Raw genomic sequence first — 18,537 nt, 5'->3', positions numbered from 1 at the left:
CGGCCCCAACCCGGCAGCGGCGGCCGGGGGCCACCGCGTCCCCGCCCGCCGCCACCGTCCCCCGCCGTCCTGTCGCAGTCCGCTGGCATGATCCTCCGGACGACGCGGACACGGAGGGGCGGACATGGACCTGACGGTGGAACGGACAGCACGGCAGCTCGCGGCGGAGGTCGTCGCGGCGGCGCCGGAGGGCTGGACGGAGTACCGGCTGCGCGGGCGCGGGAGCGAGGGCGGCGGCAGTTCCATGTCCGGCGGCGGGTACGTGGTGCCGGGCCGCCCGGACGGCTTCTTCCCGGGCCTGCCTGCGCCCGTGGAGCTGCTGGCGCACCTGAACCTGCCCGCGCACCTGGCCCCGTTCCCGCGCCTGAACCCGCACCCGCACATCTCCTCGCTGTCCTCCGCGTTCCGGGAGAGCCACGGCTGGCGGGGCATCGCCCTGGAGTTCACCTGCCGCCCCTCGGGCGCCTTCGAACTGGTGGTGTTCCGGGACGACCTGGAGCCCGGGGGCGGTCCCGAGAGCGGCTGGACGCTGACCCTCGACCCCACCTTCGAACCGCCCGAACCGGGCGCGGCCGAGGGCGCGGAGCCGTCCCGGGGCCCGGTCGGCGACCCGGCCGAGGCGGTCGAGCGGCTGCGGGCCGTCCTGCGTCAGCGCGTCGAACGCTCCGGCGCGGGAACGGAGTTGCCGGCGCCCGTCACCGAGGAGCAGCTCGCCGCGGCCGAGCTCCGCCTGGGCCGACCGCTGCCCGCCGACCTGCGGGCGCTCTACCTGGAAGCCGACGGGGACGGCGGCAGCGGGGTCCTGGCCGGGTACGGTTGGCTGTCGCTCGACGGGGCCCTGGCCGAGCGCGACGAGTTCATCGGCGTGCCGGCCTGGTACGGCTGGAGCCTCGGCTGGGACAAGGTGGTGTTCGACGCCGACCCGCCGAACACGGTGCGCCGCTGCTCGGGGCACCCGGGCTGGCTCCCGTTCGCCACCGGGTTCGACGGCAACTTCCTCGCGGTGGACCTCGCCCCGGCCGCGGACGGCCGCCTCGGCCAGGTGATCGAGGTCGGCCGCGACTTCGACCGCGGTCCGCGCTACGTCGCCTCCTCCGTCACCGCCTGGCTCGGACAGGCCCTCGGCCTGCCGGACCCGCACGCCCCGCGGCGGACCGACGACGACGCGCGCGAGCCGGCGGTCCGGGCCCTGGGCGAGCGGCTGGCGCCGGACGTCCAGGAGCTCCACCTCAACGACCTCCCCTCGCCCGCCGACCTCACCCCGCTCTCCGCCGCCCCGCACCTGCGGCGCCTGCACCTCAACCGCTGCACCACCGCCGACCTGTCCCCCCTGGCCGCGCTCCCCGTCGAGGACCTGGCCGTCGACCTCGCGGCCGGGGCCGACCTCGCCCCCCTCACCGGCCACCCGCACCTCGCCTCGCTCGCCGTCGCCTCCCCGGCCCCGATCGACCTCGCCCCGCTGCGGAGCCTCCCGGCGCTGCGCTCCCTCGACCTGTCCCGCTGCCCCGTCGCCGATCCGGCGCTCCTCGCCGACCTCCCCGGTCTGCGCTACCTCGCCCTCTCCGGCGACCAGTGGGAGGCCCTGACCGCCGCGGGCCGCCTCCCCGCCCGCCTCGCCGCCGCCCGGTTCGCCGGAGCCCCGTCCTTCACCGCCGCCCTCGGCCTGCTCGCGGCCCTCGGCACCGACACCTCCACCGCGTACCGCTTCTCCGGCACGGTCGAGGGCGCCGCCTGACACCTCCCCGCCCCTCCTGGCACCTCCCGGCCCCTCCTCCCCTCACACCCCGCGCGGCAGCGCGTCCAGGAAGGTCCGGGCCGGGCCGTCCAGCGCCGGGGTGAACAGCGCCTCGCGGCGGTGCACCAGTCGGGGCGCGCGCACCGGGAGCGCCGTCGTACCCGCGCTCGCGCTCGCGGCCAGGGTGCGCGGCAGGACGGCGAGGCCGTGGCCCGCCGCGCACAGGGCGAGGAGCGCGGCCGCGTCCTGGCCCTCGTACCCGGCGGCGGCCGGGAAGGCGCCGCCGGTCAGCGCCCGCAGGTCGGCCAGCGGGGCGGCGATGCCGGAGGCGTCCAGCCAGCCCGCGTCGGCGAGCCGGGTGAGGTCGACGGAGGCCCGGCGGCGCAGCGGGTGCCCCGCCGGGAGCAGCACCGCGCACGGCTCCTCCCCCACCCCGGCCTGCCGGACCGGCCCGAGGTCGCCCAGCGCCAGCGGCCCGCCGGGGGCGGCGTACCCGTCGGTGACGCCGACCGCGCACCGCCCGGCCGCGACCTCGACGGCCACCGCCCGCCGCGCCAGCACCCGTACCCTGACCCGCACCCGCGGCTCCGCCTCCCGCACCCGGGCGAGGGCCCGCGCCACCGCGGCGTCCATGCCCGACGGGGAGACCGCGAGCAGCAGTTCGGGCCGCTCGGGCCGGGAGAGCCGCCGGACGTCGGCCCGCGCGGCGTCCATCCGCTCCAGCAGCAACCGGGCGTGCTCGATCATCCGCTCCCCGGCCGCGGTCGGCCCGACCGGCCGCCGGTGCAGCAGCGGGGCGCCCAACTCGCCCTCCAGCGCGGCGATCTGCTGCGAGACCGCGGACTGGGTGTAGCCGAGTTCGAGCGCGGCCGCGGAGAAGGAACCGAGCCGGGCCACCGTGACGAGCGTCTTGAGCAGGTGCGAGTCCACGCCCACCAGTGTGCGGGCCGCCCGGGCGGGCCGATCAGCGGCGCTGATGGGCCAGCAGGAACGCGCGTTGGACCGTCGCGGCGGGGCGCGGTCAGGATGGCTGGCCATGGAGACCGGAGACTGCACGCACACCGCCCGCATCGCCCTGGTGGGCGACCGTTCGCCGCACGTTCCGGCGCACCGGCAGGGGCCGCGGATGCTGGCCGCGCTGGCGGCGGAGGGCGGGCCGGGGGTCGAACCGTACTGGATCGGGACGGAGGAGGTGGACGCCGGGGAGCTGGCCGGGTTCGACGGGGTGTGGCTGGTGCCGGGGAGCCCGTACCGGAGCGAGGCGGGGGCGGTGGTGGCGGCCCGGACGGCCCGGGAACGGGGGGTGCCGTTCCTGGGGACGTGCGGCGGGTTCCAGCACGCGGTGCTGGAGTTCGCCCGGCACGCGTGCGGGATCGCCGGGGCGGCGCACGCCGAACAGCAGCCGGACGCCGGGGAGTTGGTGATCGTCCCGCTGTCCTGCTCGCTGTACCGGCAGGAGGGCGGGATCCGACTGGTGCCGGGTTCGGCCGCAGCCCGGCTGCTGGGCGCGGAGCGGGCCACCGCCCGCTACAACTGCGGCTACACACTCGCCCCCGGCTACCTGGAGGTGCTGCGGGCGCACGGGATGCGGTTCACCGGGCACGACCTGGACGGGGAGGTCCGGGTCGCCGAACTGCCGTCCCACCCGTTCTGGTTGGCGACGCTGTTCCAGCCGGAGCTGACCCCGGAGCACGAGGGCCCGCACCCGTTCGTCCGGGCCTTCGCCCGGGCCGCGGTGCAGGCCGCCGCCCACCGGGCCGAAGCCGCCCGCGAGCTGCGGTCCTCCCGGGGCCGCGCCGGGTGAACCGGGACCAAAGCCACGTGGCCCGGGTCTCCCGACCGTGGTCGCCGCGCCCCCGGCCGGAGCAGGATCGGTTGTATGTTCCAATCATCCTCGAGGGGGACGGGCGACGACCAGCGCCCCTCCGCCCCTGATGCCGGAGCCCCGCTCACCGGGGCCCGCCTGCTGGTCGGAGACCGGGACGCCGCCACCGCGGCGGCCACCGCCGAGGCCCTGCGCACCCGCGGCGCCGCGCACGTGCGCACCGCCGCCTCGCCGCGCGAGTTCCGCGCCGCCGAGCACGCCGACCAGGTCTGGGACCTCGCGGTGTGCGACAGCGCCTTCGCCGGTGCGGAACTGACCGCGTTCCTGGAGGACTGGCACGCGCACCACCCGGCTGCCCCGGTGATCGTCACCGAGGACCGGCCCAGCGCCGACCGCGCCGTCGCCGCCCTGCGCGGCCGGGCCGCCGACCTGGTGCCCCGGCACGACCCGGACGCCCTGGCGCGCTCCGCCGCGCACGCCCTCGCCCACCCCCCGTACGCCCCGCAGGCCGTCACCGCCGCGGCCCCGGCCCCGGCCCCGGAGCCGGTCCGGATGCTGGTGGTCGGCGCCCACCCCGACGACGTGGAGATCGCCGCGGGCGGCACCATCCACCGCCGGGCGGACGACGGCTGGGACATCACCGTACTGACCCTCTCCCCCGGCGGAGGCGGCGGCGACCCCGCCGAGCGCCGCCGCGAGGCGCACCGGGCCGCCGAGTCGATGGGCGCCCGGCTGGTGCTGGAGGACCTGCCGGACGGCTCGATCCGCGACGACAGCTCGACGGTGCGGGTGATCGAGCGGACGGTCGCCGAGACCGCCCCGGACCTCGTGCTGGTGCACTCCGACCACGACACCCACCAGGACCACCGGGCGGTGCACCGCTCCACCCGGGTCGCCTGCCGCCAGGTGCCGCGGGTGTTCTGCTACCAGTCGCCGTCCGCGACCGTCGACTACCGGCCCAACCGCTTCGTCGCGCTGCGCGAGCAGGACGTCGAGGCCAAGCTCGCCTCGATCCGCGCGCACGGCTCCCAGGCCGCCACCCGCTGGTACCTGGAGGAGGACCTGCTGCGCTCGACCGCCCGCTACTGGGGCCGCTACTCCCGCTGCCGCTACGCCGAACCGCTGGAGGTGCTCCGCGATGCCGCTCCCGTCCACACCCACTGAGACCACCCCGCCCGCTCCCGCGTCCGCCCCCGGCCCGCTGCCGGACCTGGCGGCCGCCCTCGGCCGCCCCCCGCGGGTACTGGTGACGGGCGCGGGCGGCCCGTCCGGCGTCGGCTTCCTGCGCGCCCTGACCGGCGCGGCCGAGCTGTACGCGGCGGACATCGACCCGAACGGCACCGGCCTGTACCTCGTCCCGCGCGCCCACCGGATGCTGGTGCCGCCCGGCGCCGCCCCGGGCTTCGCGGACGCGCTGCTGCGGCTGTGCCGACGGTACGCCGTCGACGTGCTGGTGCCCACCGTGGACGCCGAACTCCTGCCGCTGGCGAGCGAGTCGGCACGGTTCACCGCGGCCGGGGTACGGGTGCTGGTGCCGCCCGCCGAGGCCGTCGCCGACTGCCTGGACAAGTGGCGCCTGGCCCGGGCCTGCGCGGGCGCGGTGCACCTGCCCGAGACCCGGACGCTCGGCCCCGCAGGCGGCGCCGACTTCCCCGGCGGCTTCCCCGCGGTCGCCAAGCCCCGCACCGGCTCCGGCTCCCGGGGCGTGCGCCTCGTGGACGGCCCGGCCGCGCCGGCCGAACTGCCGCGCGACCACTCCTACCTGCTGCAGGAACTGCTGCCCGGCACCGAGTACTCGGTGGACGTGCTGACCGACGGCACCGGCCGGGTGGTCGCCGCCGTGCCGCGGGCCCGGGACCGGACCGACTCGGGCATCGTGATCGCCGGACGGGTGCTGGACGCCCCGGGACTGGCACGGCTGGCCGAGGAGACCGTCCGGACGCTCGGGCTGCGCGGCGTGCTGAACGTCCAGCTCCGCGAGGACCGCCACGGCGCGCCCGCCCTGCTGGAGGTCAACCCCCGCCCGCCGGGCGGCCTCTCGCTCACCCGGGCCGCGGGCGTCGACATGGCCCGCTGGGCCGTCGCCGGACTGCTGGGCACCGAACTGCCCGGGCGGATCGCGCACCGCGAGGTGGCCGTCGTCCGGCACTGGGAGGACGTCGTGCTGCGCCCCGACGAGCTCGGCGACCTCGCCGACACCACGGAGGCCCGCCCGGCCGACCCGGTCCGCAGCACCGAGGCCGTGGCAGCATGACCGCCCACCGACTCCCCTCCCCCACGGCCGACCTGCACACCCACACCGACTTCTCCGACGGCCGCGACCCGCTGACGGAGGTGGTCGCCGCCGCCGGGGCCGCCGGGCTGCGCACCGTCGTGGTCACCGACCACGTCCGCGCCGACTCCGCCCACCTGCCCGCGTACACGGCCGCCGTCCGGGCCGTGCGGGCCGAGGCACCCCTGCGGGTGGTGTGCGGGGTGGAGGCGAAGGTCCTGGACACCGACGGGCGGATCGACCTGCCCGCGGACCTCAGCGGCGTCGAGCACGTCGCCCTCGCCGACCACCGCTTCCCGCTGCCGGACGGCCCCGCCCACCCCGAGCGGGTCCGCGACCTGCTCTCCACCGGCGCCCTCACTCCGGCCCGGGCCCGCCGCCTGCTGCTGGCCGCCACCACCCGCGCCGTCACCCGGCTGCCCGCCGGACGCACCGCGCACCTGGCGCACCTGTTCAGCGTGCTGCCCAAGTGCGGCTTGGACGAGGCCGACCTCGACCCGGCCGAACTCGCCCCGCTGGCCCGGGCCTGCCGCGCCCGCGGCGTGGCCGTCGAACTCAACGAGAAGTGGCACTGCCCCTCCCCGCGCACCGCCGCCGCCCTCGCCGCTGCGGGCGTCCGGCTGGCTGCGGGCAGCGACGCGCACCGCGCCGCGGAGGTCGGCCGGTTCGACTGGGCCGCCGGGGCCCTCGCCGCAACTGCGGCCCACCTCGACGCCCGTGCGGGGTCCCGGCGATGAGTGCGCTCCTGCACCTGCTGGCCGTGCTGGTGGTCCTCCTCGGCGCACTGCCGCTGCTGGTCGCCGTGCTGCAGTTCCTGCTGATCGGCTTCCAGCGCTTCCGCCACCTGTACGAGGACCGCGGCGAGGCGTACCTGCCGCGCGTCGCCGTGCTCGTCCCGGCCTGGAACGAGGCCGCGGTGCTGCCCGGCTCCGTGGCGGGCCTGCTCGCCCTGGAGTACCCGTCGGACCGCCTGCGCGTCCACGTGGTCGACGACGCCTCCACCGACGCGACCCCGGCCGTGATGGCCGAGTTGGTGCGCCGCTACCCCGGACAGGTGGTGCACCTGCGGCGCGAGCACGGCGGCCAGGGCAAGGCCCACACCCTCAACCACGGGCTGGCCCGGGTCCTGGCCGACGACTGGGCCGAAGCCGTCCTGATCATGGACGCGGACGTGGTGTTCGACCGGGACGCGCTCCGGCGGATGACCCGCCACCTCGCCGACCCGCAGGTCGGCGCCGTCACCGCGTACATCAAGGAGGGCAGCGGCAAGCGGGGCAACTACCTGACCAGGTACATCGGTTACGAGTACATCACCGCACAGGCCGCCGCCCGCCGGGCGCAGAACGTGCTGGGCGCGGTCGCCTGCCTGGCGGGCGGGGCGCAGCTGCACAGCCGGGCCAACCTGGAGGACCTCGGCGGCCGGATCGACACCGACACCCTCGCCGAGGACACCGTCACCACCTTCGAGACCCAACTCGCGGGCCGCCGCGTGGTGTTCGACGGCTACGCGACGGTGCTGGCCGAGGAGCCCGGCGACCTCGCGGGCCTGTGGAAGCAGCGGCTGCGCTGGGCCCGCGGCAACCTGCAGGTCACCCGCCGCTACCGGCACGTGTGGTTCCGCGGCCGCAGCGCGAAGGGTGAACACCGGCTCGGCTCCTGGCTGTTCGGGCTGATCTGGTTCACCCTGCTGGCCACCCCGCTGCTGCTGACGCTCTGCTCGGGCGCCCTGCTGCTGCTCTACCTCACCGCCCCGACCGGCGCGGCCTGGACGCTGTTCCACTGGCTGTGGGTCACCAATCTGGTCTGCTACCTGCTGATCACCCTGATGTCCGCCCTGGTCGACCCCGGCACCTTCCGCCGCTGCTGGCGCGAGGCCCTGGTCTACCCCGGCCTGGTCGCCACCGTCATCCTGGTGGTCACCGCCCTGCCCGGCGTGTTCCTGCCGCTGCTGGCGGGCACCGGGACGCTCACCGTCCACCTGGTCATGCTGGTGGTGTACGCCTGGCTGGCGCTGTGCATGCCGGTCGCCTGGCTGGCCAAGGAACTCACCGGCACCCGGCTGCGGCGGCTCGCCCCGCCCCTGCTGCACCTGGCGGGCTACGGCTCGCTGCTCGCCGCCTGCCTGGTCGCCGCCGCGTTCCACGAACTGCGGCACGCCGAACTCGCCTGGGACAAGACCGAGAAGACCGGGAAGGTGGCGATCGGGTCATGACCCCCGAGGAGACCGGTACTGAGACCGGTGCTGGGACCGCCGAGACCGGCAGCGGCACCGGCGGTAGCGGCGGCACCGACGCCACCGTGGTCGCCGCGGCCCTCGCCGCCACCACCACTGCGGGCGCCACCGTCGCCGTCCCCGCCACCAGCGACGAGGCGGCCCGGCAACGGTCCGCCGAACTGACCGCGGCGGACCGCCGCCACGACCGGCGGCTGCTCCGGGGCGAACTGGTCGTCCTGCTGCTGATCGCGCTGATCCTGCTCGGCCTGATGGCGGTGGGCGGCCTGCCCTGGCCGTTCTGACCCCGCCACCCGCCGGCCCCGCCGCCCGGCCCCGCGGCCCGCTCAGCCCCGCAGCCGGGCCAGCAGCGTGCTCCACCACCCGCGCCGCTGCGGCGGCACCACCGGCGGCGCGGGCGGCGCGGGCGGCAGCGGCGGCCGGACGGCGGAGCGCGGACCGGGGACGGCCGCCCCCACCGGAGCGGCCGGGGCCGCGGAGGGCGTCGACACCAGCGCCCCCGCACCCACCCCCGTCGCGCCGCCAAGGCCCGCACCCGCGCCCGCGTTCACACTCGCACCCGCACTCGCACCCACGGCCCGTCGCTGCGGGTGCAGCTCACCGATCGGCGTAAAGCGGGCGGGCAGCTCGGTCAGGTGGCGCGACATCCAGTTGCCACGCCACACCAACTCGTGCTCCTCGACCGAGAGTTGCAGGTCGGGCAGCCGGGTCAGCAGGATGTCGATCCCGGACTCGGCGATCGCCCGCCCGATCTCCTGCCCGGGGCACTCGTGCGGGCCGCTGCCGAACGCCAGGTGCGAGCGGTTGCCGAACAGCGGGGTGTCCAGGTCGGGCCGGACCGCCGGGTCGGCGTTGCCCGCGGCGACGCCGAGCAGCAGCATGTCGCCCGCCTTGATCGCGCGTCCGCCGAGCTCGGTGTCACCGGTCGCCCAGCGGCCCGGCACCAGCATGAACGGCGGCGAGTCCCACAGGACTTGGTCGAGGGCGTCGGGCAGGGTCATCTGGCCGCCGGAGAGGTGGGCGCGGAAGCGGCTGTCGGTGAGGACCATCTTCAGCGTCTCGGAGATCAGGTTGATGGTGGTCTCGTTGGCGGCGAGCAGCACCGAGCGCAGGTGCTCCAGCACCTCCTCCTCGTTCAGCCCGGAGGGGTGTTCGATCAGCCAGGTGACCAGGTCCTGTCCGGGCTCGCTGCGCTTGCGCTCCACGGTGCGGCGCAGCGACTCGACCACGTACTCGTTGCTGGCGACGGCCGTCTCGGTGCCCTTGACCAGGTCGCGGGCGGCCTCGACCAGCCGCGGGCCGTACTCCTCCGGCATGCCGAGGAGTTGGGTCATCACCAGCATCGGCAGGTGCTCGGCGAACTGGGAGACCAGGTCGACCCGGCCGCTGTCGCCGAACTCGGCGATCAGCTGGTCGGAGAAGCGGGTGACGAAGCGCCGCATGCCGCGCCGGTCGAAGCGGTTCAGGCCGTCGGTGACGGCGGTGCGCAGCCGCCGGTGCTCCTCACCGTCGACGAAGGAGCAGGTCGGCTGCCAGGCGATCACCGGCAGCACCGGCGAGTCGGCGGGGACGCGGCCCTCCCGGAACTCGGTCCAGCGGCGCGAGTCCCGGGAGAACCGGGACGGGGTGCGCATCGCGGTCAGGTTGGCCGAGTAGCCGAGCACCAGCCAGGCGGGCAGGTCGCCGTGCAGCAGCACGGGGGCCACCTCGCCGTACTCGGCGCGCAGCTTCTCGTAGAAGCCGGCCGGGTCGGCCTCGGCCTCGGGGCCGAACAGCCGCGCCAGCCCGTCGCCCCGCGGCCCGCCGCCGGCGCGGTGGGCGGGACAGCCGGGCGGCGGGACGGGCCCGCCCTGGTACGCGTGGTCTTCGTACGTCACGGGGCAACTCCGGTGCAGGTGAAGTAGTTTGACGGTTCGTCAGCCGACCGGCTGGGCGGACGCGGCCGCTCCCGCGGGCTGGGCGGCGAGGTCGTACAGGTAGCGCATCAGGGCCATCAGCACGTCCCGGCTGGACTCCCGGGAGCGGGCGTCGCAGTGGACGATCGGCACGTGGTGCGGCAGGTCGAGCGCGGCGCGCAGTTCCTCGACGGGGTAGCCGGGCGACTCGGGGAAGCCGTTGAGCGCGACCACGAACGGCACCCCGCGGTCCTCCAGCCGCCCCAGCACGTCGAAGGAGACCTCCAGGCGGCGGGTGTCGACCAGCACGACCGCGCCGAGCGCGCCCTCGAACAGGCCGTTCCACAGGAACCAGAAGCGCTCCTGGCCGGGCGTGCCGAAGACGTACAGCACCAGTTCGTCGCTGATGGTGATCCGGCCGAAGTCCATCGCGACGGTGGTGGAGCTCTTGCGCTCCACCCCGGCCAGGTCGTCGATGCCGACGCCCGCCTCGGTCATGGTCTCCTCGGTGGTCAGCGGGCGGATCTCGCTGACCGCGCCGACCAGGGTGGTCTTGCCGACCCCGAAGCCGCCGACGACGACGATCTTGACGGCGGTGGCCACGGTGGCGGGGAGCAGCTCGGCCTCGCGCGGCCCGCGCGGCTCAGAGCCGTTGAAGTCCATGGATCACTGCCTCCAGCAGGGAAAGGTCGGGAAGGGCGGCCGGCGGGACGGGGGCGCGGACCTCGATCCGGCGTTCGGCGAGCAGGTCGGCGAGCAGGACGGTCACCAGGCTGTTCGGCAGCCGCAGGTAGGCGGAGATCTCGGCGACCGACAGGGGGGAGGAGCAGATCCGCAGGATCGCGGCGTGCTCGGGCTGCATGGTGGGTTCGGGCCGGGCGCGGGCGATGACCAGCGTGACCAGGTCGAACCCGGCGGTGGCGGACTTGCGGTCGCGCCCCCCGCTGATCACGTACAGCCGCTCCGGGTTGGCGTTCGCCCAGTCCTGGTTGCTCATCCCCGCACCTCGGTGTGGCCGGCGGCCGGTCGGCGCGTCGGCGGTGTTCCGGTCGTTCCCGAGCCGCCGGGCGCCGCCGCACGGGCGCTCGTGGTCGCTGCCGCTCGGACGGTCGTGGTCGCTGCCGTGCGGACGGTCGCCGCCGTGCGGACGCTCGCCGCCGCGCGGACGGTGGCGGTCGCCCGGGTGGTGCGTAACGCGGCCCGGCGCCCGGTGTCCCGGTCGGCGGCGGTGCGGGTCACGCGATCTGCTCGCTGCCGCGGACGGGGGTGGTCAGGTGCTCGCCGATCCGGGCGACCAGGTCACGCATCCGCTGGCCGACCAGCCCGGCGTCCACGCCCTCGTCGGCGAGGACCGCCAGGTAGGCCCGGGAGCCGGCCGCCATCAGGTAGAAGAACCCGCCGCCGACCTCGATCACCACCAGCCGCATCCGCCCGTCGCCGTGCGGGAACTCGTGGCCGACCGCGTTGGCCAGGCTCTGCAGCCCGGCGCAGGCGGCGGCCAGCCGGTCCGCGGTGTCGGGGTCGGTGCCGTGCTGGGCCAGCCGCAGGCCGTCGGCCGACAGGACGATGACGTGCCGGATGCACGGGACGGTCTCCGCGAGGTCCCTGAGCATCCAGTCCATGTTGGTCCGTTGCTGAATCACTTGTCGCCTTTCCCTGCTGCTTCGTCACTGGCGCGGCTGCCGCCGTCCGGTCCGGCGGTCGGCGCGGTGCCGTTGACGCCGTTGGTGAAGGCGGCCAGCCACAGGCCGGGTTGGACCGGCTCGGGGGCAGGTGTCTGCGGCACCGGCGCGGGCTGCGCGACCGGGGCCGGGGCGGCCGGGCTCGGGGCCGGCCGCGGGGTGCGGGGGGCGGCGCCCGCACCGAAGCGGGACGGTGCGGCGTGGCGGCGGCGCTGGGGCAGCCCGTTCGCGGTGCGCTCCAGCACCAGCGGGACGTCCTCCTCGTGGGGGGCGGACGGCGCGGACGGGGCGAACGGCGCGGACGGCGCGGGCACCGCGTGCGGGAACGTCCCGGCGAACGGCGCGGACGGGAAGGCCCCGGCGGCCGCGAAGCCCCCGGCGGGGGTGTGGGTCGCGGCGGCGGGGTGGGGGCGCGGCGGGGTGTCGACCGGATCGCTCCCGGCCGGGTACGCCTCGTGGTCGGGCTGCCCGGGGTGGGAGGGGAAGGCCAGCGGGGTGGTGGTGGCGATCCGGCCGATGCCGTGGGCGCGGCTGGGCGCGGGCGCGGTGGTGATGTAGACGTCGGGGACGATCAGCACGGCGCGCACGCCGCCGTACGCGGACGGGCGCAGCGAGACCTGGAAGCCGTAGGCGCGGGCGAGCCGGCCGACCACGGCGAGGCCGAGCCGGGGCGCCTCGCCGAGGCCGTTGAGGTCGATGCCGGACTCGGCCTCGGCGAGCATCCGCTCGGCCCGGGCGCGGCCCTCCTCGCCGAGGCTGAGGCCACCGTCCTCGATCTCGATCGCGATGCCGGTCTGCACCTCGACGGCGGTGAGGTGGACGGTGGTCTGCGGCGGCGAGTAGCGGGTGGCGTTGTCGAGCAGTTCGGCGAGCGCGTGGATCAGCGGTTCGACGGCGGGGCCGACCACGGCGACCTCGGAGACCGGGTGCAGTTCGACCCGGCGGAAGTCGAGGATCCGGGACATGCCGCCGCGCAGCACGCTGTACAGCGGGACGGGGTTGTTCCACTGGCGGCCGGGGCGGGCGCCGCCGAGCACCGCGATGGAGTCGGCGAGGCGGCCGATCAGCGCGTTGCCGTGGTCGATGACCAGCAGGTCGTCGAAGACCGCGGGGTCGTCGCCGTGCCGGTCCTCCATCTTGCGCAGGTCGATGGCCTGGCGGTGGACGATCGCCTGGACGCGGCGGGCGATGTTGACGAAGGCGCGCTGCGCGGACTCGCGCATCGCCTCCTCGTTGTCGACCGCGTCCAGCACGGCGCGCAGCACGGCGTAGCGGAAGTCGTGGAACTCGTCGCCCGCGTTGTTGACGTGCTGCTGCTCGTAGGAGCGGAGCACGTCGGTGATGAACTCGCCGCCCTGCATCCGGGCGACGGCCCGCGGGAGGTCCTCCTTGGCGAGTTCGAGCATGCCCTCCTGCTGCCGGGCCAGCCGGTGCCGCTGCTCGGCCTCCCGCCGGTCGGCCTCCTCGCGGGCCAGCTCCAGCGCGCGGCCCCGGCGCACCGCCTCGAACCCCGCCACCGCCACGGCCGCGGCGCCCACCAGGCCGCACCAGATGATCCCCGAGGTCGCCGCGCCCGGGTCCGCCGCGGCGGCCAGGCCGACGGCCACGCCGATCACCGCCGCGGGCAGCAGACAGAGGAGTACGGTCACGGGCAGCCGTCCTCCCGCGGACGATCCGCCTGGTGACGATCCGGCTCGAAGCATCAGCATCCTCATACGCTCGTGGGGACGGGGTGGCGGGCGGGGCCGGGCGGTGCGGCGGGGCCCGGGGCGCGAAGCAGCATAGCCGGTGCCCGATGCAATTGACGTTCCGTCAGAATTCTTTTCCCCCAGGAGAGTTGTGCCGCCATGGGGCTCCGCACCGGGCTTCGCGGGGCGGTTCCGACCGCCCAGCGCCCGACTCATAGGCTTGTCGCACCACGCGCCCCCGCAGTAGCCCCGCGTGCCGGATTCACCCGGAAGAGCGGCACTCCCGCCAAACCCCTGACCACTTCCGGTCAACAGTGCTAGTCCGACGTTCCCCCACGCCCCGTTCACGCATCCTCCGCACACCCGTGCGCCCCGGCACACCCCCGGTTCACCCCGCCGGGTAGGGACGCGGACGACCCGCCCGCACCCGCCCCGGAGGTCCGCCCCGATGCCCACCGACCCGTCCGCCGACCCGTCCGCCCGGCCCGGCCGTCGCGCCCTGCTGCGCACCGGCCTCGCCACCGGCGCCGCAGCCGCCGTCCCCGCCCTCCCGCCCTCGTCCCCCGCCCCCTCCGTCCCGGCCGACCGGGTCGTCACGCTGACCGGGTGGCTGCCCACCGGCGCGCCCGACTTCGTCCTCCTCCCGGTGGAGGTCCCGCCCGGGGTGCGGGAGATCGCGGTGTCCTACGACTACGACCGGCCCGCCGTCCCGGCCGGCACCCCCGGCAACTCCTGCGACATCGGCGTCTTCGACCAGCGCGGCACCGATCTCGGCGGGCGGGGCTTCCGCGGCTGGTCCGGCGGGTTCCGCACCTCCTTCAGCATCTCCGCGACCGCCGCCACCCCCGGCTACCTGCCCGGGCCGGTCGACCCCGGCACCTGGCACGTGGTGCTCGGCCCCTACCAGGTGGCCCCGCAGGGGCTGAACTACTCGGTGCAGGTCACCCTCCGCTTCGGCGCCCCCGGCCCGGCCTTCACCCCGCACTACCCGGCCGAGCGCGGCCGCGGCCGCGGCCGCGCCTGGTACCGGGGCGACTGCCACCTGCACACCGTGCACTCCGACGGGCGCCGCCTGCCCGAGGAGGTCGCCGCGGGCGCCCGGGCCGCCGGACTCGACTTCATCGTCTCCACCGACCACAACACCAGTTCCGCGCACGGCGTCTGGGGCCCGCTCGCCGGGGACGACCTGCTGATCGTCCTCGGCGAGGAGGTCACCACCCGCAACGGCCACTGGCTGGCCCTCGGCCTCGACCCCGGCCAGTTCGTCGACTGGCGCTACCGCTCCCGCGACGAGCAGTTCCCGCGCTTCGCCCGCCAGGTCCGCCGCAGCGGCGGCCTGGTCGTCCCCGCCCACCCCTACTGCCCGTACGTGGGCTGCCAGTGGAAGTTCGGCCACCGGGACGCCGACGCCGTCGAGGTCTGGAACGGCCCCTGGACGTACGACGACGAGTCCGCCGTCGACACCTGGGACGCCCAGCTCGCCACCGCCCTGCGCGAGGGCCGCGACTGGCTCCCCGCGATGGGCAACAGCGACGCCCACAGCGCCCCGCAACCGATCGGCAGCCCGCACAACGTCGTCCTCGCCGACGACCTCAGCCGCGCCGCGGTCCTCGACGGCCTGCGCGCCGGACGCAGCTGGCTGGCCGAGTCCGCCGCCGTGCAGCTGGAGTTCACCGCCACCGGGCACGGCCGCGGGGCGGGCATCGGCGAACGCCTGACCGTGCCCGCGGACGCCCCGGTCGACGTCGAACTGACCGTCTCCGGCGTGCCCGGCGGCACCGCCCGGCTGCTCACCGACGAGGGCCAGCTCCACCAGGAGACCCTCCCCGCCACCGGCCCCGCCACCGTCCGCTGGCGCACCACCGCCTCCCTGGCCGCCTACGTCCGCGCCGAGGTCCGCCGCCCGAAGCCCGACGGCACGCCCGGCAAGGGCAACTCCATGGGCCCCGACCTCCCCTGGGGCCCGATGGCCGCCCTCACCAACCCGATCACCCTCCACGTCCGGTAGGGCACCCGCCCGGGGAGGTCCGGGGAACGGCAGCCACGAGTCCGCCCGCACTTCCCCGCTCCCGCGCGCCGTTCCCCGGCCCCTCCCTCCTTCCTCCTCCCTTCCGCCGGAGCCCCGCTCAGCTCACCTCCACCACCTTCCGCCCGCACCGCAGGAACACCCGCCGCCGCGCCCCCGGCCGGGCCAGTTCGTGCGCGCCAAGCACGACGAGCAGCCGCTCGTCCGCCTCCGCGCGGCTCAGCGGGACCGTCCGCTGCGCCCCGTCGGTGTGCTCGACGACGAGCTTGAGGCCGCCCGCCTCGGCGACCCGGCGGACCTGGTTGAGGCTGGGCAGTTCGCCGCTGACCTTGACCAGCAGTTCGCCGAGCGTCGCCGCCCCGTGCACGGCCGGGTCGACGACGGGCAGCGGCCCCGCCTGGGAGTACCGGCGGACCGAGTACCGCGCCCGGAAGGCGTCCCGCGCGGCGAGGGCGGCGGCCTCGCCGTGGACGGTGGCGGTGACGGCGGCGGCCAGCAGGGTCTTGACGGCCATCGGGTGGCGGCGGCCGTCGTCGACCTGGGCCAGCAGCAGTTCGACCTCCTCGTCGAGGAGTTCGGTGAGCGCCCGCAGGTACCCGGGCAGCAGCCGGTCCGCGCAGGACATCAGTCGGCCGAACATCTCCTCGGCGGGGAAGCCCAGCCCGACGTAGTTGTTCCCGGACTTGCTCATCTTGGCGCCGGTGCCGTCGGTGCCCTCGATCAGGCCGGTGGCGAGCACGACCTCGGGCCGCTGCCCGGCCGCGGCCATCACCCGGCGGCACATCTGGAGGTTGAGCAACTGGTCGAGGCCGCCGAGTTCGACGTCGGCGGCCAGCTCGACCGAGTCCGTCGCCATCACCACCGAGTAGACGAGTTCGGCGAGCGTCAGCCCGCTGCCCTCGGCGAGCCGGGTGCGGAAGTCCTCGCGCTGCAGCGCGGCGGAGGCGGGCAGCCGGGAGAGCACGTCCAGGAAGCGGGGCAGCGTCATCGGCTCCAGCCACTCGCTGTTGAACCGGAACTCCGCCCGTTCGAAGTCGAAGAACGGCCCGACCTGCTGCCGGTAGGTGGCCACGTTCCGCCGCACGTCCGCCGCCGTGAGCGGCGGACGCTCGGCGCTGCGGCCGGACGGGTCGCCGATCCGGGCGGTGATGTCGCCGACCAGGAAGACCACCCGGTGGCCCATCCGTTGCAGGCGGCTGGCCAGGATCATCGGCACGGCGTGTCCGAGGTGCACCTCGGCGCCGGTCGGGTCGATGCCGAACTTGACCGTCAACGGCCGCCCCTCGGCGAGCAGTTCGGCCAACGGGCCGACACCGGGCAGCACCTCCGCGGCGCGGGCCCCGAGCAGCTCCGCCTGCCGCCCGGGCGGCAGGCCGGACAGGTCGGCCCCCCGCCGCTCCGCGAGCAGCCCGAGCAGTCGGCCGAGCTCCGGCCCCTCCCGCAACTCCCCCTCGTCCTCGATCAGTTCACGGAGCCGTGCGGTACTGCGGTCGAATGCGGTGGCGGACATGGGCATCCTCTCGGGGGTGCGTCGACGCACGGCGGCAGGGCAGGACAGGGCCGCGCGGCGCGAACGGGGGTGCGGGGGCTCGGAGGAGGCCGGACGGCAGCGGCTGCCGGCCGACCCGCGAAGGGACGGCCGCCCACGGCTCACGGCGGGTGTCGACGACCGCACCGGCAGCGGACGGCGCACCCGCACGGGGGGCACGTCAGCGCATCAGTACGTCAGCGGGGTCGTCCGGGAAGGACCGGGAGGCTCGGCCGCCCGCAGGTCGAGGGGCAGGCCGGAGGGCGGTGTGCACCGCCTCTAATATCGCTTCACCACGCGAGCCTCCGGGGACAGGGGACGGCGCGAGCGCGAACTGCGCCCGGCAGCGCCGCCGCCGCCCATGCTGCCCCACCGCCCCCACCCCGCGCACCTGCTTTTTCCCACCCCTCCCCCACCGGCGTCCTCCCCCTGCCTCCCCCGCCTTTTCCACCCGCCCGCCCCACGTGTACGCCTTGGCAGCGGCGGGCCCGCCTGCGAAGGTGACGGAGTATCAGCCCACCATCCGCTTGTCCGACCGCCCACCCCGGAGGTTCCCCATGACCGCACCCGTGCTGACGGTGGACCAGGTGGTCGAACGGATGACCCGACTCGCGGCCGAACTGCCGCCGGGGGACGGGGTCGCGGTGTTCAACACGATGTACCTGACGGTCACCCGCCTGGTCCGCGACCACCTCGCCACCGCGTACTTCGACGACCCCGCCACCATGGCCGAACTCGACGCGGTCTTCGCCGCCCGCTACCTGACCGCCGTCGACGAGGACCGCGCCGGCCGCCGCCCGGCCGCCTGCTGGCGCCCGCTGTTCGAACTGCGCGCCGCCCCGGACGTCCACCCGCTGCAGTTCGCGCTGGCCGGGATGAACGCCCACATCGAGAACGACCTCCCGCTCGCCGTCCTGGAGACCTGCCGCCTCACCGACCGCACCCCGGACCGACTGCACGCCGACTACCTGCGCATCAACACCCTGCTCGCCCAGGTCGAGGCCCAGGTCCGCACGTCCCTCCTCCCCCTCCCGATCGACGGCCCGCTGCTGCACGTCCTCTCCGTCTGGAGCATCGACCGCGCCCGCGACGCCGCCTGGGCCTCCCTCCTCGCCCTCTGGGAACTGCGCCACCTCCCACCCGCCCGCACCCTGGTCACCGACGCCCTCTCCGGCTCGGTCGGCATGGTCAGCCGTGCCCTGCTCACCCCGCTCAGCCCGAACTGACAGCCCGCCCGGGCACCGCCGCCCCGGCCGCCGCCCGGCGGCGGCCGGGAACCAGCGACTCGCACGCGTGGCAGAGGACCAGCATGATCCGCGGCCTGCTCCGGCGCAGCATGCCGACCCCGCCGCACCGCTCGCACACAGAAGCGCTGCGGCGGGCGAAGATCCCGATCACCTCGGCGAGCCGGGCGAACTCCGCGGACGTCCGGGCCGCGGGGCTGGGGGACGCCTGGAAGGCCAGCGACCCCAGTTTCTGCTTGACGGCGAGGAGCTCGTACCCGGGGAACTCCGCGACCACTGCCAGGTGACACTGCAGCACCAGCGGCCACCAGCCCGCACCCACCTCGAACTCGTACGAGGGGTCCCGCAGATGGGACCTGAGCGGCTCCAGCACGTCCGGCCGGGTCGTGGTCTCCTCGGTCGCCATTCC

At 76.0% G+C, this 18,537-nt stretch carries 17 protein-coding genes; 9 read left to right on the top strand and 8 right to left on the bottom strand.

Annotation, left to right across the window (positions count from 1 at the left end; genetic code table 11):
* The first annotated feature begins 124 nt into the window (after positions 1–124).
* Positions 125–1,735, top strand: coding sequence for an SMI1/KNR4 family protein (locus ACFY00_RS34535; RefSeq protein WP_388037255.1), 1,611 nt, complete (start codon positions 125–127; stop codon positions 1,733–1,735).
* Between the two features lie 42 nt (positions 1,736–1,777).
* Here ACFY00_RS34535 and ACFY00_RS34530 read toward each other — a convergent pair whose 3' ends face one another.
* Positions 1,778–2,665, bottom strand: a complete 888-nt coding sequence (locus ACFY00_RS34530; protein WP_388037252.1) for a LysR family transcriptional regulator — start codon at positions 2,663–2,665, stop codon at positions 1,778–1,780.
* Between the two features lie 106 nt (positions 2,666–2,771).
* On the opposite strand from ACFY00_RS34530, the gene ACFY00_RS34525 reads away from it, so the two are divergent.
* The 6 genes from ACFY00_RS34525 (at position 2,772) to ACFY00_RS34500 (ending at position 8,349) form a co-directional block, all read left to right on the top strand.
* Positions 2,772–3,539, top strand: a complete 768-nt coding sequence (locus ACFY00_RS34525) for a hypothetical protein (RefSeq protein WP_388037250.1) — start codon at positions 2,772–2,774, stop codon at positions 3,537–3,539.
* Positions 3,540–3,614: 75 nt separating this feature from the next.
* Positions 3,615–4,724, top strand: a complete 1,110-nt coding sequence (locus ACFY00_RS34520) for a PIG-L family deacetylase (RefSeq protein WP_388037248.1) — start codon at positions 3,615–3,617, stop codon at positions 4,722–4,724.
* Positions 4,699–5,814 carry an ATP-grasp domain-containing protein gene (locus ACFY00_RS34515; RefSeq protein WP_388037245.1) on the top strand — a complete coding sequence of 372 codons (1,116 nt, stop codon included), beginning with the start codon at positions 4,699–4,701 and terminating at the stop codon, positions 5,812–5,814. The genes ACFY00_RS34520 and ACFY00_RS34515 overlap by 26 nt, the downstream gene beginning before the upstream one ends.
* Positions 5,811–6,569: a PHP domain-containing protein gene (locus ACFY00_RS34510; protein WP_388037243.1), complete on the top strand. Its 759-nt coding sequence runs from the start codon at positions 5,811–5,813 to the stop codon at positions 6,567–6,569. Before ACFY00_RS34515 ends, ACFY00_RS34510 begins: the two co-directional genes overlap by 4 nt.
* Positions 6,566–8,044 (top strand): glycosyltransferase, encoded by a 1,479-nt coding sequence (locus ACFY00_RS34505; protein ID WP_388037240.1) that lies wholly within the window; start codon positions 6,566–6,568, stop codon positions 8,042–8,044. The genes ACFY00_RS34510 and ACFY00_RS34505 overlap by 4 nt, the downstream gene beginning before the upstream one ends.
* A complete protein-coding gene (locus ACFY00_RS34500) occupies positions 8,041–8,349 on the top strand; it encodes a hypothetical protein (protein ID WP_388037237.1) in 309 nt (102 codons plus the stop codon). Before ACFY00_RS34505 ends, ACFY00_RS34500 begins: the two co-directional genes overlap by 4 nt.
* Before the next feature lie 42 nt (positions 8,350–8,391).
* Here ACFY00_RS34500 and ACFY00_RS34495 read toward each other — a convergent pair whose 3' ends face one another.
* The 5 genes from ACFY00_RS34495 to ACFY00_RS34475 form a co-directional block, all read right to left on the bottom strand.
* Positions 8,392–9,942, bottom strand: a complete 1,551-nt coding sequence (locus ACFY00_RS34495; protein WP_388037234.1) for a cytochrome P450 — start codon at positions 9,940–9,942, stop codon at positions 8,392–8,394.
* Positions 9,943–9,981: 39 nt separating this feature from the next.
* On the bottom strand, positions 9,982–10,623 hold the full coding sequence (locus ACFY00_RS34490) for an ATP/GTP-binding protein (protein WP_285737799.1): 642 nt from the start codon (positions 10,621–10,623) through the stop codon (positions 9,982–9,984).
* Complete coding sequence (locus ACFY00_RS34485) at positions 10,604–10,957, bottom strand: DUF742 domain-containing protein (protein WP_376051072.1); 354 nt, start codon at positions 10,955–10,957, stop codon at positions 10,604–10,606. Before ACFY00_RS34485 ends, ACFY00_RS34490 begins: the two co-directional genes overlap by 20 nt.
* Before the next feature lie 238 nt (positions 10,958–11,195).
* The gene (locus tag ACFY00_RS34480) at positions 11,196–11,603 is read right to left on the bottom strand and encodes a roadblock/LC7 domain-containing protein (protein ID WP_081951833.1); all 408 of its coding nucleotides are present in this window, start codon (positions 11,601–11,603) and stop codon (positions 11,196–11,198) included.
* On the bottom strand, positions 11,600–13,351 hold the full coding sequence (locus ACFY00_RS34475; RefSeq protein ID WP_388037229.1) for an ATP-binding protein: 1,752 nt from the start codon (positions 13,349–13,351) through the stop codon (positions 11,600–11,602). Before ACFY00_RS34475 ends, ACFY00_RS34480 begins: the two co-directional genes overlap by 4 nt.
* A gap of 427 nt (positions 13,352–13,778) precedes the next feature.
* On the opposite strand from ACFY00_RS34475, the gene ACFY00_RS34470 reads away from it, so the two are divergent.
* On the top strand, positions 13,779–15,338 hold the full coding sequence (locus ACFY00_RS34470) for a CehA/McbA family metallohydrolase (protein WP_388037227.1): 1,560 nt from the start codon (positions 13,779–13,781) through the stop codon (positions 15,336–15,338).
* A 118-nt stretch (positions 15,339–15,456) separates the two neighbouring features.
* Here ACFY00_RS34470 and tyrS read toward each other — a convergent pair whose 3' ends face one another.
* The gene (gene tyrS, locus ACFY00_RS34465) at positions 15,457–16,866 is read right to left on the bottom strand and encodes a tyrosine--tRNA ligase (protein ID WP_388037224.1); all 1,410 of its coding nucleotides are present in this window, start codon (positions 16,864–16,866) and stop codon (positions 15,457–15,459) included.
* Positions 16,867–17,441: 575 nt separating this feature from the next.
* Here tyrS and ACFY00_RS34460 point away from each other — a divergent pair.
* Positions 17,442–18,110: a DUF5995 family protein gene (locus ACFY00_RS34460; protein ID WP_388037221.1), complete on the top strand. Its 669-nt coding sequence runs from the start codon at positions 17,442–17,444 to the stop codon at positions 18,108–18,110.
* Here the strand turns inward: ACFY00_RS34460 and ACFY00_RS34455 are convergent.
* A complete protein-coding gene (locus ACFY00_RS34455) occupies positions 18,097–18,534 on the bottom strand; it encodes a hypothetical protein (RefSeq protein WP_388037218.1) in 438 nt (145 codons plus the stop codon). The two genes, ACFY00_RS34460 and ACFY00_RS34455, sit on opposite strands and share 14 nt — an antisense overlap.
* Positions 18,535–18,537: the final 3 nt, after the last annotated feature.

This window comes from Kitasatospora sp. NPDC001540, assembly GCF_042894345.1.
Lineage (GTDB): Bacteria > Actinomycetota > Actinomycetes > Streptomycetales > Streptomycetaceae > Kitasatospora > Kitasatospora phosalacinea_C.
The sequence above is the reverse complement of the archived record's forward strand: the minus strand, read 5'-3'. Positions and strand labels throughout refer to the sequence as shown.

Coding starts and splice junctions, on each gene's coding strand:
- ACFY00_RS34535 (WP_388037255.1), top strand. CDS start 125: ATGGACCTGACGGTGGAACGGACAGCACGGCAGCTCGCGGCGGAGGTC.
- ACFY00_RS34525 (WP_388037250.1), top strand. CDS start 2,772: ATGGAGACCGGAGACTGCACGCACACCGCCCGCATCGCCCTGGTGGGC.
- ACFY00_RS34520 (WP_388037248.1), top strand. CDS start 3,615: ATGTTCCAATCATCCTCGAGGGGGACGGGCGACGACCAGCGCCCCTCC.
- ACFY00_RS34515 (WP_388037245.1), top strand. CDS start 4,699: ATGCCGCTCCCGTCCACACCCACTGAGACCACCCCGCCCGCTCCCGCG.
- ACFY00_RS34510 (WP_388037243.1), top strand. CDS start 5,811: ATGACCGCCCACCGACTCCCCTCCCCCACGGCCGACCTGCACACCCAC.
- ACFY00_RS34505 (WP_388037240.1), top strand. CDS start 6,566: ATGAGTGCGCTCCTGCACCTGCTGGCCGTGCTGGTGGTCCTCCTCGGC.
- ACFY00_RS34500 (WP_388037237.1), top strand. CDS start 8,041: ATGACCCCCGAGGAGACCGGTACTGAGACCGGTGCTGGGACCGCCGAG.
- ACFY00_RS34490 (WP_285737799.1), bottom strand. CDS start 10,623: ATGGACTTCAACGGCTCTGAGCCGCGCGGGCCGCGCGAGGCCGAGCTG.
- ACFY00_RS34485 (WP_376051072.1), bottom strand. CDS start 10,957: ATGAGCAACCAGGACTGGGCGAACGCCAACCCGGAGCGGCTGTACGTG.
- ACFY00_RS34475 (WP_388037229.1), bottom strand. CDS start 13,351: ATGCTGATGCTTCGAGCCGGATCGTCACCAGGCGGATCGTCCGCGGGA.
- ACFY00_RS34470 (WP_388037227.1), top strand. CDS start 13,779: ATGCCCACCGACCCGTCCGCCGACCCGTCCGCCCGGCCCGGCCGTCGC.
- tyrS (WP_388037224.1), bottom strand. CDS start 16,866: ATGTCCGCCACCGCATTCGACCGCAGTACCGCACGGCTCCGTGAACTG.
- ACFY00_RS34460 (WP_388037221.1), top strand. CDS start 17,442: ATGACCGCACCCGTGCTGACGGTGGACCAGGTGGTCGAACGGATGACC.
- ACFY00_RS34455 (WP_388037218.1), bottom strand. CDS start 18,534: ATGGCGACCGAGGAGACCACGACCCGGCCGGACGTGCTGGAGCCGCTC.